This window comes from Plantactinospora sp. CNZ320 (assembly GCF_002846275.1).
Window position 1 is genome coordinate 7,440,111 of sequence record NZ_PJMP01000001.1, and the last position, 15,326, is coordinate 7,455,436.

Below are 15,326 nucleotides of genomic sequence, written 5' to 3' on the forward strand. Positions count from 1 at the left end.
GGCGCGGAACCGACCTGGGCGGACGCCTTCGGAAGCTGGTTGTCGGTCCGTGGTTGGTTGTCAGTCCGTCGACGAACGGCTGCCGGCGCGCGGGGCGTGCCGGGTCAGCAGAGGCACGGCGACGAGCCCGCCGACGGCAGCCACCAGCAGTGTGACGACGCACATGGTGGCGAAGGAGCCATCGTCCCAGAGGAGGCTGCCCGAGACGCCGGCCGCCATCGCGACCGAGCCGACCACCGAGACGCCGGCCAGTACGGCGACCAGCCGGGGGCGGCTCGGGCTTCTTTGCGGCACACGACGACGATACGCCCGCCGACGCCCGTCGAGACAGGGCCTTTGTGCCCCTGCACGCCGACGGAACCGGCAGGGGCGGCACGAGAGCGTACCGACGCGGGCGGTTGGTCCGGGGAGTCAGCGGGTGGAGGCGGTCTCGCCGTGCTCGACGCAGACCGCCGCCCAGCCGGAGGGGAGCACCTGCACCTTCATCCTGCGCCGGCAGGCGGTGCAGTAGCGCGGCGGCTCCAGCTCGCGGGCGGCCCGGCAGGCGGCATGGCTGCCGGTGTCGGCGGCCTCGCCGCACCTGTCGCACCAGTTGGCCGCCCCGATCGGCATCGTCACAGGGTCGCCGAGAGCGCCTTGACCGGCATCTTCAGCTCGTCGAGCAGCGCCAGATCGTCGCCGGCCGGCCGGCCGAGCGTGGTCAGGTAGTTCCCGACGATCACCGCGTTGATCCCGCCCAGCAGGCCGTCCCGGGTGCCGAGGTCGCCGAGGGTGATCTCGCGGCCGCCCGCGTACCGGAGGATGGTGCGCGGCATGGCCAGCCGGAACGCGGCGATGGCCCGCAGCGCGTCGCGCGGTGCGACCACCGGCTGGTCGCCCAGCGGGGTGCCCGGCCGGGGGTTGAGGAAGTTCAGCGGCACCTCGTGCGGGTCCAGCTCGGCGAGCTGTGCGGCGAACTCGGCCCGCTGCTCGACGGTCTCGCCGAGCCCCAGGATGCCGCCGCAGCAGACCTCCATGCCCGAGGCGCGGACCATCCGCAGCGTCTCCCAGCGCTCCTCCCAGGAGTGCGTGCTCACCACGTTGGGGAAGAAGGAGCGGCAGGTCTCCAGGTTGTGGTTGTAGCGGTGCACACCCATCTCGACCAGCTCGTCGACCTGGGCCTGGGTCAGCATCCCGAGCGAGGCGGCGACCTGGATGTCCACCTCGGCGCGGATCGCGGCGACGCCGTCGCGCATCTGCTTCATCAACCGCTCGTCCGGGCCCCGGACGGCCGCGACGATGCAGAACTCGGTCGCCCCGGTGGCAGCGGTCTGCTTCGCCGCCTCGACCAGCGACGGTATGTCCAGCCAGACCGACCGGACCGGCGAGGCGAAGAGCCCGGACTGCGAGCAGAAGTGGCAGTCCTCCGGGCAGCCGCCGGTCTTCAGCGAGACGATCCCCTCGACCTCGACCTCCGGGCCGCACCAGCGCATCCGCACCTCGTGGGCGAGCTGGAGCGCCGCCGACAGGTGCTCGTCGGGCAGCCGCAGCACGGCGAGCACGCCGGCCTCGTCGAGACCGACACCACCGTCGAGCACCTGGTTACGGGCCCGGTCGAGGATTTCTGGCATGGGTCGTACCCTACAAGCGGACCGTCCGTCGATGTGGGCCCACCCGGCGCGGCCACCCGGAGCCGCTGACGCGCCGCCGCCGGCCCGGTCGGCCCGGCGGGCGGCCACCGGCTGCGGCGGGTGGTATTTTCGCCGGTCGGGGCCGTCACGCGGGCGACGCCGCAGCCCCGGGCCGGGGTCCGGTGCGAGCCGACGCCGGGCGGGCCGGAGCCGCGGGACGTGCGGCGATCGGGTTTCCGACAGCGCCCGGAGGCGGACGCAAACCAAATGGGGGTGGCGGTGCCGAGCTGGCTGGAGGTGCTGGACCGGCGGGCGCGGCTGCGCGGCAAGGCCGGGCTCACCCGGCGGCTGCGGCCGAGGAGCGCCACCGAGGAGGTGGTCGACCTCGCCGGCAACGACTATCTCGGCCTGGCCCGGCACCCGGCGGTGGTCGCCGCCGCGACCGAGGCGCTGGCCGGGTACGGCCTCGGCGCCACCGGCTCCCGACTGGTACGCGGCTCCACCGAGGCACACCACGCGCTGGAGTCCACCCTCGCCGACTGGCTCGGCACCGGGCGGGCACTGGTCTACTCCTCCGGCTACCTCGCCAATCTCGGCGCGATCCGCGCCCTGGTCCAGCCCCGCACCCTGCTGCTCTCCGACGCGCACAACCACGCCTCGCTCATCGACGGCTGCAAGCTCTCCGGTGCGGAGACCCGGGTCGTCCCACACCTCGACGTCGACGCCGTCGAGGCGGCCCTGGCCGGGGCGCCGGGTCGGCCGGCGGTGCTGGTCACCGAGTCGGTCTTCTCGGTCGACGGCGACCTCGCCCCGCTCGCCGAGCTGCACGCGGTGACCCGCCGGTACGGCGCACTGCTGCTGGTCGACGACGCGCACGCGCTCGGCGTACTCGGTCCGGCCGGGGCGGGCGCGGTGGCCGGCGCCGGACTGGCCGGCGAGCCGGACGTGGTGGTGACCGCCACCCTCTCCAAGTCGCTCGGTGGCGCCGGCGGGGTGGTCGCCGGCCCGGCGGAGTTGATCCGGCACCTGATCGACACCGGCCGCACCTTCATCTACGACACCGCTCCGCCGCCGGCGGTGGTCGCCGGGGTCCTCGCCGCCGCCGGGCTGGCCCGCTCCGGCGACGCGCTCCGGGCCGAGCTGGCCGACCGGGCCGGCACGGTGGCCCGCCGGCTCGGCGCGGCCGGGCTGGAGGTCTCCGCCCCGGCCGCCGGGGTGGTCTCGGTGACCGCACCCGGCCCGGAGACGGCGGTGGCCTGGGCGGCCGACTGCCGGGACCGGGGCGTCGCGGTCGGCTGCTTCCGGCCGCCGTCGACCCCGGACAACCGCTCCCGGCTGCGGCTCACCATGAACGTCGGGATCGAGCGGGCCGACTTCGACCGGGCCCTGGAAGTGATCGTGGAGTGTGCCCCGTGACCGCGACCGGTGAGACGAAGTGAGCGCCGTGGCGTGGCGCGGGCCGATCCTGGTGACCGGCACCGACACCGACGTGGGCAAGACGGTGGTGACCGCGGCGATCACCGCCGCGGCCCAGGCCGCCGGGCTGCGGGTCGCGGTCATCAAACCCGGCCAGACCGGTACGGCGACCGGGGCGGAACCCGACGTCGACACCGTCAACCGGCTGGCGGCACCGATGACCGCGCGCACCCTGGTCAGCTACCCCGATCCACTGGCGCCACTCGCGGCGGCCCGGGTCGCCCAGGCCGAGCCGCTGGAGCTGTACGCGGTCGCCGACGAGATCAGGGCCGACGCGGAGAAGCACGACCTGGTACTCGTCGAGGGGGCGGGCGGGCTGCTGGTGCCGATGGGTCTGCGCCCGTCCGGTGAGGCGTGGACGCTCGCCGACCTGGCGGTCTCGATCGGCGCCCCGGCGGTGGTGGTCACCCGGGCCGGGCTCGGCACGCTCAACCACACCGCGCTCACCCTGGAGGCGCTGGACCGGCGCGCGGTGCCCTGTGGCGTGGTGCTCGGCGCCTGGCCGGCCGAACCGGAGCTGGTGCACTGGGCGAACCTGCGCGAGCTGGTACCCAACATGGTCGGTGCGCTGCCGGACGGGGCGGGCACGCTGGAGCCCGGCGTCTTCCGGCGCTCCGCACCGGGCTGGCTCACCCCGGCCCTGTACGGCGTACTCGACGACTGGCGGGCCTGGGCCGAGGACGTCAGCTGACCGGACGCCGCCGACCTGGGTGATCCGAGCGGGGTCGTCGACTCGGGAGGTTCGGGCAGGGCTGCCGAGTCGGGTGGTCCGGGCAGGGGCGCCGGAGGTTCGAGCGGGGCCTGGCCGGTTACTGACTTTCGGTGGTAACCGGCTGGTGGGGCGGCTTGTAGCCTGGCCGGGTGATGGACCAGCTCGGCGACGTACGGCGGTGGCGCCGCCTGCTGCCACCGGCCGGCTGGCGCGTCGCACCGGTCGGACCGCCGCGATCCGCCGGGGCGGTACCGCCGCGACGGCGTGACCGCCTCCTCGACCTGGTGCTCTGGCTCGTGATCTCGGCGCCGATCGTGATGCCGCTGACCACCCCGCCGTACCCGTCGTGGTTTTTCGGCAGGTTGGCCGGATCGCTGCTGGTGACCGGGCTCGCGGTGCTGGCCAGCCGGTCGGTGCCGCTGCTCGGCCTCCTGCTGGTGGTGCTGCCGACCGCCTGGGACGGCAACTTCCTCTTCGGCATCCCGGTGCTGAGCTATCTCGTCGGGCTGCGCGAGCGCCACACCGGCCCGGCCGCTGTCGTCTTCGCCGGGATCGGGCTCGGCGGCACGGTGCTCAACCTCGGACTGCTCGGCACCGAGGCCGAGGTCTGGTTCCTGCTCGCCGGCACGCTGCTGGTCGGCGGCGTCTTTCCGTGGCTGGTGGGCCGCTACCACCGGCAGCACCGGGCCCTGGTGCTGGCCGGCTGGGAGCAGGCCGACCTGCTGGAGCGGGAACAGCGCGGTGCCGCCGAGCGGGTCCGGATGCGGGAGCGGGCCCGGATCGCCCAGGACATGCACGACTCGCTCGGGCACGACCTGAGCCTGATCGCGCTGCGGGCGGGTGCCCTGGAGGTGGCGGCGGACCTGGACGAGCGGCACCGGCGGGCCGCCGGTGAGCTGCGGGCCAGCGTGGCGCTCGCCACCGACCGGCTCCGCCAGGTCATCGGGGTGCTCCGGGACGACGCCGAGCCGGCGCCGACCCGGCCGCCGGGGGAGCTGGTCGACGACATCGTGGCCCGGGCCCGGGCCGCCGGGATGGCGGTACGCCTGGTGGTCGAGGGGGAGCCTCCGGCGACCGGGCCGGGTGCCGCCGGGCCGCCGATGGTGGAGCGGGCGGTCTGCTCGGTGGTGCAGGAGGCGCTGACCAACGCGACCCGGCACGCGCCCGGGGCGGCCGTGACGGTGGCGGTGCGCCGGGGCGCCGACCGGACCACTGTGCGGGTCGGCAACGACAGGCCACCGGCGGGACCGCTGCCGGGGATCCGGGGCGCCGGGTCCGGCCTGGTCGGGCTCCGTGAGCGGGTACGCCTGGCCGGTGGCATCCTGCGGGCCGGCCCGGCCGGCGACGGCTTCGAGGTGTACGCCGAGCTGCCGGCCGTACCCGCGGCGGAGGGGGGACGGGCCGGGCCGGTCGAGCTCGGGCACCCGGCGGGACCGCCCGAGCCGGGGTACCCGAATCGGCGGCCGGTGGCGGACGTCGCCGTACCGTCCGGCGACCCCGTGGTGGCCACCGCGCACCGGCTGCGATCCGCCCGGCGGCGGGTCCGGCGCAGCCTGCTGGCCGCGGTGACCGTGCCGGTCGCGATCGGCGCCCTGCTGGTGCTCGCCTACTATCCGATCGCCACCTTCGGGGCGGTGCTTGACTCCGACCGCTACGAGCAGCTCCGGATGGGGCAGGACCGCACCGAGCTGCGCGGCCTGCTGCCGGACCGCCAGGTCGTCGCGCCGGCCGGTGCCGCCGACCGGCCGGTGCCCGACGGCGCGACCTGCGAGTTCTACTCCGACGGCTCCTTCCCGTTCGGCCAGGCGGTCTACCAGGTCTGTTTCCTGCACGGGCGCCTGGTGGTCAAGGACCGCCTCGGCGGTTGACCCGTCCCGTCCGTCCCGCCCGTCCCGCCCGTCCCGCCGGCACCGGGCCGATCCGCCCGCGCCGGCCCGGTAACCGAACCCGAGGAGTACGAGTGATCTCCGTCCTGCTGGCCGACGACGAGGCGATGATCAGGGCCGGTGTCCGGGCGATTCTCGCCGCCGACCCGGAGATCGAGGTGGTCGCCGAGGCCGTCGACGGGCGCGACGCCGTCGAGCTGGTCCGGGCCCACCGGCCCAGGGTGGCGCTGCTGGACATCCGGATGCCCCGGCTCGACGGGCTCGCCGCCGGGGCGGAGATCCGCCGGCTGGTACCCGGGACCGCGGTGGTCATGCTGACCACGTTCGGCGAGGACGACTACATCGCCCGCGCCCTCGGCGAGGGGATGAGCGGTTTCCTGCTCAAGTCCGGCGATCCCCGGGAGCTGATCGCCGGGGTGCGGGCGGTGGCGGACGGTGCGGCGTACCTGTCGCCGGAGGTGGCGCGCCGGGTGATCGAGTTGGGCGGCGGGCTGCTGGCCCGGGCTCCGGCCGCCCGGGAGCGGATCGAGGGGCTCACCGTGCGGGAACGCGAGGTACTGGCCCTGGTCGGTGCCGGGCTCTCCAACGCCGAGATCGGCCAGCGGCTGTTCCTGGTCGAGGGGACGGTGAAGAGCTACCTGAGCAGCATCTTCAACCGGCTCGGGGTACGCAACCGGGTGCAGGCGGCGATCATCGCGTACGAGGCGGGGCTGACCGGCTGAGCCCGTACCGGCGGAAGCTCGGGGCTGGCATCCCGGCCGGGCGACGTAGGCTGGGTGCCGTTCGGGCAGCCGTCGGTGCTGGAGGTCCTCTGTCATGCAGCAGGTCGAGGCGGATTCCTCGATGTCGGAAGAGACGGACCGGGTCACCGGCTCCGTCCGGTGGTACCCCTGGGTGCTCACCCTGGCGGTCGTGATCGTGCTGGTGGACCAGGTCACGAAATACCTGGCGGTGGCCGCGCTCTCCGACGGCGGGGTTGTACCGGTCCTCGGCGACCTGCTCAGCCTGCGACTGCTCTACAACCCCGGCGCGGCGTTCTCGATCGGCACCGGCGTCACCTGGATCTTCACCATCGTCGCGGCCGTCGCGGTGGCCGCGATCACCCGGGCCGCCTGGAAGGTCCGCAACCGGGCCTGGGCACTCGCCCTCGGCCTGGTGCTGGGCGGTGCCACCACCCACCTGCTGGACCGGCTCTTCCGGGAGCCCGGCTTCGCCCGGGGCCACGTGGTCGACTTCATCGACTACGCCGGCTTCTTCGTCGGCAACGTCGCCGACATCTGCCTGGTGGTCGGCGGCGCGCTGATCGTCCTGCTATACCTGCGCGGCATCGACATCGACGGCCGGCGCGACCGGGCCTGACCGGGCCGGGCGGAGCCGGGCCAGGCCGAGCACGGTGCCGAGCCCGGCGAGCGCCATCAGCACCATCGCCCAGGCGATCGCCGTCGGGCCGGCCAGGCCGACCGCCACCCCGATCGCCGGGGGCAGGGCGATGCCGCCGGCCATCGACACCGCGACGACGGTCGGGGTCAGCCCGGGGCGGTACTCGGCCAGCCAGGCCAGCCCGGTGGGGAAGAGCGGTCCGACCGCCGCACCGAGCAGCGCGTACCCGACCGGTGCCAGCGGGTCGACCAGGGTGGCCGCCGCGGCCAGCACGGTGAGCCCGGTGCAGGCGAAGACGATCACTCGGGCCGGGTAGCGGCGGCAGAGCGGCACCACGGCGAAGCGCGCGGCGGTGAAGGCCAGCCAGAATCCGGCGGTGGCGGTGGCGGCCGACGATGCCGACCAGCCGGTCGCGATCAGGTGGGTGGTCTCCCAGCCGGCCGCCCCGGTCTCCAGCCCGACGTGCAGCACGAAGAAGAGCAGGAATCCCAGCGACAGCGCGGTGCCGACCGGGAACGCCCGGCGCCGGGTACCGCCGCCGACGGCCGTGCCCGGGGTCGGCTCGGCGCTGCCGTCTGCGGTCTGGGCCCGGCGGGCGGGGCGTGGCGAACCGGAGAGGGCGCGCAGGCCGGGCAGAGCGAGGAGGGCGAGCAGGGCACAGCCGGCGAAGGACCAGCCGTAGCCGGGCAGCAGACCGACGGCGATCGGCCCGACGACCGCCCCGGCACCGAAGCAGCCGTGCAGCAGGTTGAGCATGCCGTGGCCGCCCACGGCGTACACCTCGGTGAAGACCTGGTTGACGCCGCCGTCCAGCCCGCCGAATCCGACCCCCGCGACGAAGGCGGCGAGCAGGGCGTACGGCCACTGCGGGGCGAGCGGGAAGGCCAGGGTACCCACCGCGAAGGCGACCAGCGAGCAGGCCAGGAAACGCCCGTCCGGTACCCCGAGACGGCGGGCCAGCGGCATCGCGAGTACCCCGATGATCGCCCCGGCGAAGTGCACGCTGAGCGCGATCGCCGCCCCGGCGGCGGTGATCCCGTGCGCCTCGCGCAACTGCGGGATGGCGGGGCCGTAGAGCGCCTGCTGGAGGCCGATCATCGCGAAGGCGGTGACCGCGCCGAGCACCGCCAGCCGGGGCAGCCGGGCGGGGCCGGGCCGTCGGGTCGCCGTGCTCATGCCAGCACCACCGTCAGCCCCGCGTCGCGCAGCGCCGCCACCTGTTCCGGGTCGGCCCGGTCGTCTGTGACGAGGACGTCGGCGAGCTGCACCGGCCCGATCCGGGCGAAGGTGGCCCGGCCGAGCTTGGTCGAGTCGGCCACCACCACCCGGCGGCGGGAGGCGCCGATGGCGGCCCGTTTGACGCGTACGTCGTCGAGGTTGAAGTCGGTCAGTCCGGTACCCGGGTCGGCGCCGCCGACGGAGAGTACGAAGGTGTCGAACCGCAACTCCTCGAAGATCCGCTCGGCGAGCGGGCCGACGAAGCAGTGCTCCCCGGCCCGGATGTCGCCACCGGCGGCGATGAGCCGGATCCCGGGTTCGTCGGCGAGGGCGGTACTGGCCGGCACGCTCAGCGCGCACACCGTGAGTTGCCGGCGTCCGCGCAGTGCCTGGGCGGCGGCAAGTGCGGTCGTACCGGCGTCGACCACCACCGTCTCGTTGGCGCCGACCAGATCGGCGGCGGCGGCACCGATCCGGGCCTTGACGTCGGCGTGCTGCCGGACCCGTACCGCGAACGGCGGCTCGTAGCTGCCCGAGACGGTGCTGACCGCGCCGCCGTGCACCCGTTGGAGCAGGCCCTCCCGTTCGAGCAGCTCCAGGTCGCGGCGGATGGTCATCTCCGAGACGCCGGCCCGACCGGTCAACTCGGCGACCGTCACCCGGCCGGAGGTGAGCAGCATGTCGATGATCGCCTGGTGCCGTTCCTGCGCAGACATGCGTTCGATTAGAACATCTCTCGTGTTCGATTCACAAGATCGTTTGTTCGTTCGATGGCGCGGCTCACCCCCGGTCCACCACCTCGGCCCACTAACCCTCGGGAAATCGCCGCAGCTCAGCGGCGCGCGACCACCAGCGCGTCCGGCATCCGGAAGGACAGGTTGTCCGGATACCAGGGCGCCCGCAGCACCGTCACGTCGGCGAGCAGCGGCGCCGTCTCGGCCACCACCACCGCCGCCTCCAGCCGGGAGAGCTGGGCGCCGACGCAGCGGTGTGCCCCGGCCCCGAACGCCAGGTGCCGGCGGGAGCCACGCTGCCCGGGGACGAACTCCTCCGGCTCGGCGACCACCGCCGGGTCGCGGCCGGCGCGAGCCAGCCAGAGCACCAGGCTGGCCCCCTCCGGTACCCGGGTACCGGCCAACTCGGTGTCCCGGGCGGCCACCCGGCGCCAGGTGACGATCGGCGGCTCCAGCCGCAGCCCCTCCTCGACCACGTCCTCCACCCGCACCGTGCCGGCCCGCACCCCGGCGACCACCTCCGGGGTGCCGGTGAGCCGGTGCAGCAGCAGGGTGAGGAACTGCGAGGTGGTCTCCTGCCCGGCGACCAGCAGGAAGAACAGCGCCCCGACGACGACGTCCGGCGGATGCCCGGCCGCCCGCAGCGCACCGGCCAACCCGGCGCCGGTGGCGGCGAACTCCCGCAGTACGGCGTGGAACCGGCCCACCACCTCGGCCAGTACCCGCTGTCGCGCCGGGTCGACAGGTGCCCAGAACAGTTCCAGAGCCGCCCGGGCGAACTCCTTGACCACCTCGGCCGGCGCCTGGGGCAGCTCGACCAGCCGGGCCAGTACCAGCAGTGGCAGGTCCGCGGCGAGGTCCGCGTACAGGTCGATCGCGTCACCGGCGTCGAGCGCGGCGCCGAGCCGGCCGACCCGCTCCCGCACGACGGCGGTCAGCCAAGGCCGCTGGGCCGCGACCCGGTCCGGATGCAGCGCCTCGGCCACGATGCCCCGGATCTGTGGATGACTCGGACCGCCGTTGTTGGCCAGGGTCGGGGGCAGCCGGAAGCCGTGCCGGGCGAGGATCCGCAGCGCACCGACCGGGATCGGGGTCATCGCGTCCAGCGCGTTGTCCGGGCGGAACGTCTCGGGATCGGCGAGCACCCGACGGACCAGCGCGTGCCGGGTCACCACCAGGTGCTCGACCCCGGCATGGTCGGGTACGGCGACCACGTCCGGCCACGACCGCTCGACCGGTTGCCAACTACGGAACAGCACCCGCCCACGCTAGCCAGTACGGCCGACGGGACGGCTGTCGCCGGTCGCCGGGGTGACCTTCGTCAGTTCCCAGACCCGGCTGTGCTTGACCGTGACGCTCTCCAGGGCGACCGTGACCGGGATGTCGTAGCCGGCCAGCGGCTGGAACCGCCCCCGGGGCAGGTACGCCCGTTCCGGGTCCCCGACCAGCACCCGGGCGCCGGACCGGGCCGCCCGGATCAGGAACCGCAGCACCCGGTTCGCCATCGCCTGGCTGTAGAAGACGTCGCCGGCCAGTACCACCTGGGCGTCACCGGCGTCGCCGTCAAGTACGTCGCCGAGTTCGCCGGCCACCACCACCCCGTTGGCCTCGGCGTTCACCTCGACGGCGGCCAACGCCATCGGGTCGATGTCGACGGCCCGGACCCGGGCGGCACCGGCCCGGGCGGCGGCGACCGCCACCAGCCCGGAACCGGACGCCAGGTCGAGTACCCGCCGGCCGGCGACCGTCTCCGGATGGTCGAGCAGATAGCGGGCCAGCGCCTGGCCGCCGGCCCAGGCGAAGGCCCAGAACGGTGGCGGCTGCTCGCTGCGGAACTCGCCCTCGGTCAGCTCCCAGAGGCCGATCGGCTCGGCCGCCTGGTGCAGCCGGATCTCCGGTACCGCCGACACCGGGCTCAGTTGGGCGTAGGTTCGGACGAACTCCGCCGGGCTCTCGGACACAACCGCCGATTCTGCCGGTCAGCCCGCCGGATGTTTCGGCCACCCCCGGTGCCCCGTACCCGGGCGTGTCGCGAGGACGTGGTAACCGGTTCAGCACTGCGCGTCAAAATCGCCCCCTTCATTGCTGAATGGTGCTGATACGCCAGTCTTCCGCCCGCCCATCGGCGGCCATAGCGTCGATCCGTACGCGATCGGCGTGGACTACGCGGTCGACGTCCCGACCCCGGCGATTGGGTGGTGGTTACGGTGTGGCGGCTCGCGACCCGGTTCGGGTCCACGCTGGTCTGTGCGACGGTGGGCTGGACGATGCTGCCGGCCGCTCCAGCCGGCGCGGCTCCCGGCTTCGACACCGCGCTGACCCGGCTGCCCGGCCAGTTCGTCGCCGGAGCCGGTGCCGAGACGATCACGGCGGTCGTCTCCACCACCCTGGACGGCGGATGCCGCAAGGTCCGCTGGTCACTTGTGCTGCGGGCGGACGGGCTGCGGCTCGACCAGATCGGGATCGACCGGATCGAGCAGCCCGGCGTGGTCCCGACCGAGGTCCGGGGCGAGGGCGGTGGCGCCCGGATCACCGACCGGGACCTGGACCCGGGCACGCTGTGCCGGAACCGGACGGTCACCGCCCAGTACCGGCTCGCCGTCGACCAGGGGGTCACCGACGGGCGGATCGAACTCACCGTCGAGGCGTTCGACGCCCAGTCCCGGCTGCTCGACCGGGCCAGTGCCACCCGCGAGGTGGGAAGCGAGCGGGGCGGGCCGCCGCGACGTCGTGCGCCGGCACCCACCACACCGGAGCGGAGCCGGGCCACTCCGACCGAGGCGGCGCCGAGCCCGACCGAGTCGGTCGAGCCGGAGCCGACCGAGTCGGTCGAGGACGACTCTCCGGTACTCGCCGAAGGGCCGGACGGAGCCGCCGGGGCGGACGAGGGCGGTGCGGGCGGCGGTGCGACAAACGCCACCGCGGGGCGGGGCGGTACCGGGCTGACCGGGCTCGGCTTCGTGGTCGGCGCCGTGCTGCTCTTCCTCGGTGCCGGCCTGCTGCTCCGGCTGCGTTCCCGAGACCGGTTCGCCGAGGCGGCGCCGCTTCCGGGGCCGGCTCGCCGGGGCCACCCGCCCGCCGCCCGACGCGGCCATCCGGAGGCGGTACGCCGACGCACCGGCGCAGCCGAGCACTACCCCGACTGGTGATCGGTCCACCCGGCGCGACTCCGTCCGATCCTGGCCCCGATCGGACCGGGCTAGGTCCCGTTCGTATAACGGTTCGGCGCGACGGGTCCGTTTTCCGGCGTTCTCGCAGGTCCCACCGGTCTTGGGCGCGGTGGCGTCTCTTGACAAGCGGCCCGCGTCACACCTAGCGTCCGGTTCTGTTGGATCGTTTCATTGCCGTACCGCACAACCTGCCGCCGCAACTACCGCCCCCGCGACCCGGCCCACGTCGAGAGGGAGGATTCACCGCTGTCCGCCCAGGCATCCCTGCGCCCGCTCAGGCAAGCGGTTTCCTGCTCCCGGCTCACCGCACCACCACCGCCGGTCGCCCTTGGGAAGGAGAATGTCCATGGTGCACACCCGCCGGGTCCGCCGAGCCGCGAGGGCCGCAACCCTCGCCGCGGCGGTCCTGCTCGTCCTGCCACTGGCCGCCTGTGGTGGTGGTGACGACGCCTCGGACGGCCCGGTTACCCTCGACTTCACCTGGTGGGGCAACGAAGACCGAGCCAAGGTGACCGAGCAGGCCATCGACCTGTTCGAGAAGAAGTACCCGAACATCAAGGTGAACACCTCGTTCGGGGCCTTCGACGCGTACTTCCAGAAACTCTCCACCCAGATCGCCGGTGGCGACGCGCCGGACGTGGTGCAGATGGACCGTGCCTACCTGCGGGAGTACGCCGACCGGAACGCGCTGCGCGACCTCACCGAGTACATCGAGGACGGCACCCTCAAGGTCGACGACATCACCAAGACGCTGCTGCCGGCCGGCAAGGTCGGCGACGCGACGTACGCGATCCCGATCGCCCAGAACACCCAGGGGGTCGTCTACGACCCGGCGCTCTGGCAGAAGGCCGGTGTGGCCGCCCCGAGCCCCGAGTGGACCTGGGCCGACATGCAGGCCGCCGGGCAGAAGCTGAGCCAGTCCAGCGGCGGCAAGGTGGCCGGCTTCGGCGACTTCGGTTTCGCCATCGACTGGTTCGACATCTGGCTGCGCCAGCGGGACAAGGCCATCTACACCGACGACGGCAAGCTCGGCTTCACCGAGGCGGAGCTGACCGAGTTCTGGACGATGACCGGTCAGATGCGCTCGGTCGGCGCGCTGGCGCCCCCGGCGCTGACCACCCAGCTCGACGGCTCGATCACGAACTCCTCGCTGATCAAGAAGGGTGTCACCGGCGAGGTCAACTACGACTCCGGCTTCACCGGCATGGTCAGCGCGTACGGCGCGCCGCTGGCGATCGCGCCGATGCCGAGCGACACCTCGAAGCGGGGGATGATCGCGGCGATGTCGATGGCCTACAGCGTCGCCCAGCGCAGTGAGCACCCGAAGGAGGCGGCGATGCTCGTCGACTTCCTGATCAACGACGTCGAGGCCGGCAAGGTGCTGGCGGTCTCCCGGGGTATGCCGGCCAACGCCAAGGTGCGGGACGCGATCGCCCCGAGCCTGGCCCCGAACGACAAGCTGGTCTACGAGTTCGAGAAGTCGGTCGTCGACAAGCTGCTGCCGACCCCGCCGCCGCAGCCCAAGGGCGGCGGCGCGGTGAAGGCCGAGTTCCAGCGGATCTACGACGAGGTCATCTTCGGCCGGATCCCGGTCGCCGAGGGTGCCAAGCGGGTCATCGACGAGGCCAAGAGCCAACTCGGCTGACGCCCGCGACAGTTCCACCGGTGCCCCCGTCCCGCCCGGGACGGGGGCACCGGTGCGTTTCCGGCCGTCCCGCCGGCGGCGCGCTCAGCACCGCCCGCCCGGGTCAGGGAGCGGGCCGCACCGCGAAGACGTGTGCCGGGGCCGGCGACAGCGGGCCGACCGCCAGCACCGGGCCGTCCGGGCCGGTGCGGACCGGGGACTCCGCCGCCGCCTGGCCGACCACCCGGAGTCGGGCTCCGGGCGGCAACGACAGTCCGGGTACGCCGAACTCGGGCCCCGGGTCGCCGAGCACTACGAGATAGCCGACGTCGTCGCGTCGGGTGAACCGGACCGGTACGCCGCTGCTGGTGACCGCCGCCGGCACGGGCCAGGGCCGGGTGCCGTAGATCGCCTCGCCGTACTCGGCCAGCCACCGTCCCACCTCGTGCAGCACCGTACGCTGCGCGTCCGGTACGACGCCCCGGTCGTCGGGAGTGATCCCGAGCAGCAGGTTCCCGTTCCTGCTCACCACGTCGACGAGCAGGTGCACCAGTTCGGTGGCGGAGAGCAGGTGCTCCGCCGTCTCCTGCCGGTTCCAGCCGAACGAGAGCCCGAGCGCCCGTACCGTCTCCCAGGGCGCCGGGTCGATCTCCGACCGGATGCCGTACTCCGGGGTGCGCACGTCGGCACCGTCGCGGGAGAACCGGTCGTTGACCACCCCGTCCGGTACCGCCGCGTAGTAATCCGAGACCAGCCTGTCGGCATCGCCGGCCGACGGATAACCGATGTCGTTCCAGAGCACGCTCGGCCGGTACCTGTCGATCAGCTCGCGCCAGTGCGCGTCCACGTACCGGGCGTAGCCGGGGGAGTCGGGGACGCTCGTCGCCACGTCGGCCATCCGGCGGATCGGCAGGTTGCCGAAGGTCCAGTCCAGGCCGCCGGAGTAGTAGAGGCCGTAGCGCAGCCCCCGGTCGCGCACCGCCGTGCCCAGTTCACCGACCACGTCCCGCCCGGTCTGCCAGTGCGGCAGGTGTGGGTTGGGGTGTGCGGAGGGCCAGAGCAGGTAACCGTCGTGGTGCTTGCTGGTCGGTACGACGTACCGGGCGCCGGCCGCCGCGCAGAGCTCGGCCCAGGGCGCCGGATCCCAGTCCCGGACCGCCGCGACGAACTCGGTGCGGAAGTCGGCGTACGGCCGGTCACCGTACACCCGCCGGTGGTGGGCCCGGGTCGGGCCGTCCAGCAGGTGGGTGTTCTGGTACCACTCCGCGTAGGAGTGCCGGGCCAGTGGATCGGACAGGTGCACCGCCCCGACCGCCGCACCGCAGTCGGCACCGCCCGAGCCCGATCCTGAACCGTCCGGAGTGGAACGGTTGGGGGAGGTCCGGCCGGCGCCGAGTAGCCGTACCACCTCGTCGTCCAGGGGCGCCCAGGCCGGGATGGAGTACAACCCCCAGTGGATCATGATGCCGAACTTGGCGTCCCGGTACCAGGCCGGGGTCTCCCGCTCCGGACGCAC

Annotated in this window: 15 protein-coding genes; 7 read left to right on the top strand and 8 right to left on the bottom strand. The window is 73.9% G+C overall.

Annotated elements, in window-relative coordinates; genetic code table 11:
* Window positions 1–60 precede the first annotated feature (60 nt).
* From CLT71_RS33280 to bioB, 3 genes are all read right to left on the bottom strand, one after another.
* Window positions 61–294 (bottom strand): hypothetical protein, encoded by a 234-nt coding sequence (locus CLT71_RS33280; RefSeq protein ID WP_101370582.1) that lies wholly within the window; start codon window positions 292–294, stop codon window positions 61–63.
* A 117-nt stretch (window positions 295–411) separates the two neighbouring features.
* Window positions 412–612: a biotin synthase auxiliary protein BsaP gene (gene bsaP / locus CLT71_RS33285; RefSeq protein ID WP_101370583.1), complete on the bottom strand. Its 201-nt coding sequence runs from the start codon at window positions 610–612 to the stop codon at window positions 412–414.
* A 2-nt stretch (window positions 613–614) separates the two neighbouring features.
* The gene (gene bioB / locus CLT71_RS33290; RefSeq protein ID WP_101370584.1) at window positions 615–1,610 is read right to left on the bottom strand and encodes a biotin synthase BioB; all 996 of its coding nucleotides are present in this window, start codon (window positions 1,608–1,610) and stop codon (window positions 615–617) included.
* 267 nt (window positions 1,611–1,877) lie between these two features.
* Between bioB and CLT71_RS33295 the strand changes: the two genes are divergently transcribed.
* From CLT71_RS33295 to lspA, 5 genes are all read left to right on the top strand, one after another.
* Window positions 1,878–3,026 (top strand): 8-amino-7-oxononanoate synthase, encoded by a 1,149-nt coding sequence (locus CLT71_RS33295; RefSeq protein ID WP_486483589.1) that lies wholly within the window; start codon window positions 1,878–1,880, stop codon window positions 3,024–3,026.
* Window positions 3,027–3,072: 46 nt separating this feature from the next.
* Entirely contained in the window at window positions 3,073–3,777 is a 705-nt protein-coding gene (gene bioD, locus CLT71_RS33300; RefSeq protein ID WP_101372009.1) for a dethiobiotin synthase, read from the top strand.
* 173 nt (window positions 3,778–3,950) lie between these two features.
* Entirely contained in the window at window positions 3,951–5,666 is a 1,716-nt protein-coding gene (locus CLT71_RS33305) for a histidine kinase (RefSeq protein WP_101370585.1), read from the top strand.
* A 125-nt stretch (window positions 5,667–5,791) separates the two neighbouring features.
* A complete protein-coding gene (locus CLT71_RS33310; RefSeq protein ID WP_486483747.1) occupies window positions 5,792–6,406 on the top strand; it encodes a response regulator in 615 nt (204 codons plus the stop codon).
* A gap of 121 nt (window positions 6,407–6,527) precedes the next feature.
* Window positions 6,528–7,043 carry a signal peptidase II gene (gene lspA, locus CLT71_RS33315; RefSeq protein ID WP_101372010.1) on the top strand — a complete coding sequence of 172 codons (516 nt, stop codon included), beginning with the start codon at window positions 6,528–6,530 and terminating at the stop codon, window positions 7,041–7,043.
* On the opposite strand, the gene CLT71_RS33320 is transcribed toward lspA, so the two are convergent.
* From CLT71_RS33320 to CLT71_RS33335, 4 genes are all read right to left on the bottom strand, one after another.
* The gene (locus CLT71_RS33320) at window positions 6,996–8,240 is read right to left on the bottom strand and encodes an MFS transporter (RefSeq protein ID WP_101370587.1); all 1,245 of its coding nucleotides are present in this window, start codon (window positions 8,238–8,240) and stop codon (window positions 6,996–6,998) included. The genes lspA and CLT71_RS33320 overlap by 48 nt on opposite strands.
* Window positions 8,237–8,998 carry a DeoR/GlpR family DNA-binding transcription regulator gene (locus CLT71_RS33325; RefSeq protein WP_101370588.1) on the bottom strand — a complete coding sequence of 254 codons (762 nt, stop codon included), beginning with the start codon at window positions 8,996–8,998 and terminating at the stop codon, window positions 8,237–8,239. Before CLT71_RS33325 ends, CLT71_RS33320 begins: the two co-directional genes overlap by 4 nt.
* Before the next feature lie 116 nt (window positions 8,999–9,114).
* A complete protein-coding gene (locus tag CLT71_RS33330) occupies window positions 9,115–10,275 on the bottom strand; it encodes a cytochrome P450 (RefSeq protein ID WP_101370589.1) in 1,161 nt (386 codons plus the stop codon).
* Between the two features lie 9 nt (window positions 10,276–10,284).
* Entirely contained in the window at window positions 10,285–10,977 is a 693-nt protein-coding gene (locus CLT71_RS33335; RefSeq protein WP_101370590.1) for a 50S ribosomal protein L11 methyltransferase, read from the bottom strand.
* A gap of 246 nt (window positions 10,978–11,223) precedes the next feature.
* Between CLT71_RS33335 and CLT71_RS33340 the strand changes: the two genes are divergently transcribed.
* Both CLT71_RS33340 and CLT71_RS33345 read left to right on the top strand, forming a co-directional pair.
* Entirely contained in the window at window positions 11,224–12,165 is a 942-nt protein-coding gene (locus CLT71_RS33340) for a hypothetical protein (RefSeq protein WP_101370591.1), read from the top strand.
* A 367-nt stretch (window positions 12,166–12,532) separates the two neighbouring features.
* A complete protein-coding gene (locus tag CLT71_RS33345) occupies window positions 12,533–13,831 on the top strand; it encodes an extracellular solute-binding protein (protein WP_158242351.1) in 1,299 nt (432 codons plus the stop codon).
* 103 nt (window positions 13,832–13,934) lie between these two features.
* Here the strand turns inward: CLT71_RS33345 and CLT71_RS33350 are convergent, their stop codons facing one another.
* Window positions 13,935–15,326, bottom strand: a complete 1,392-nt coding sequence (locus CLT71_RS33350) for an alpha-L-fucosidase (RefSeq protein WP_101370593.1) — start codon at window positions 15,324–15,326, stop codon at window positions 13,935–13,937.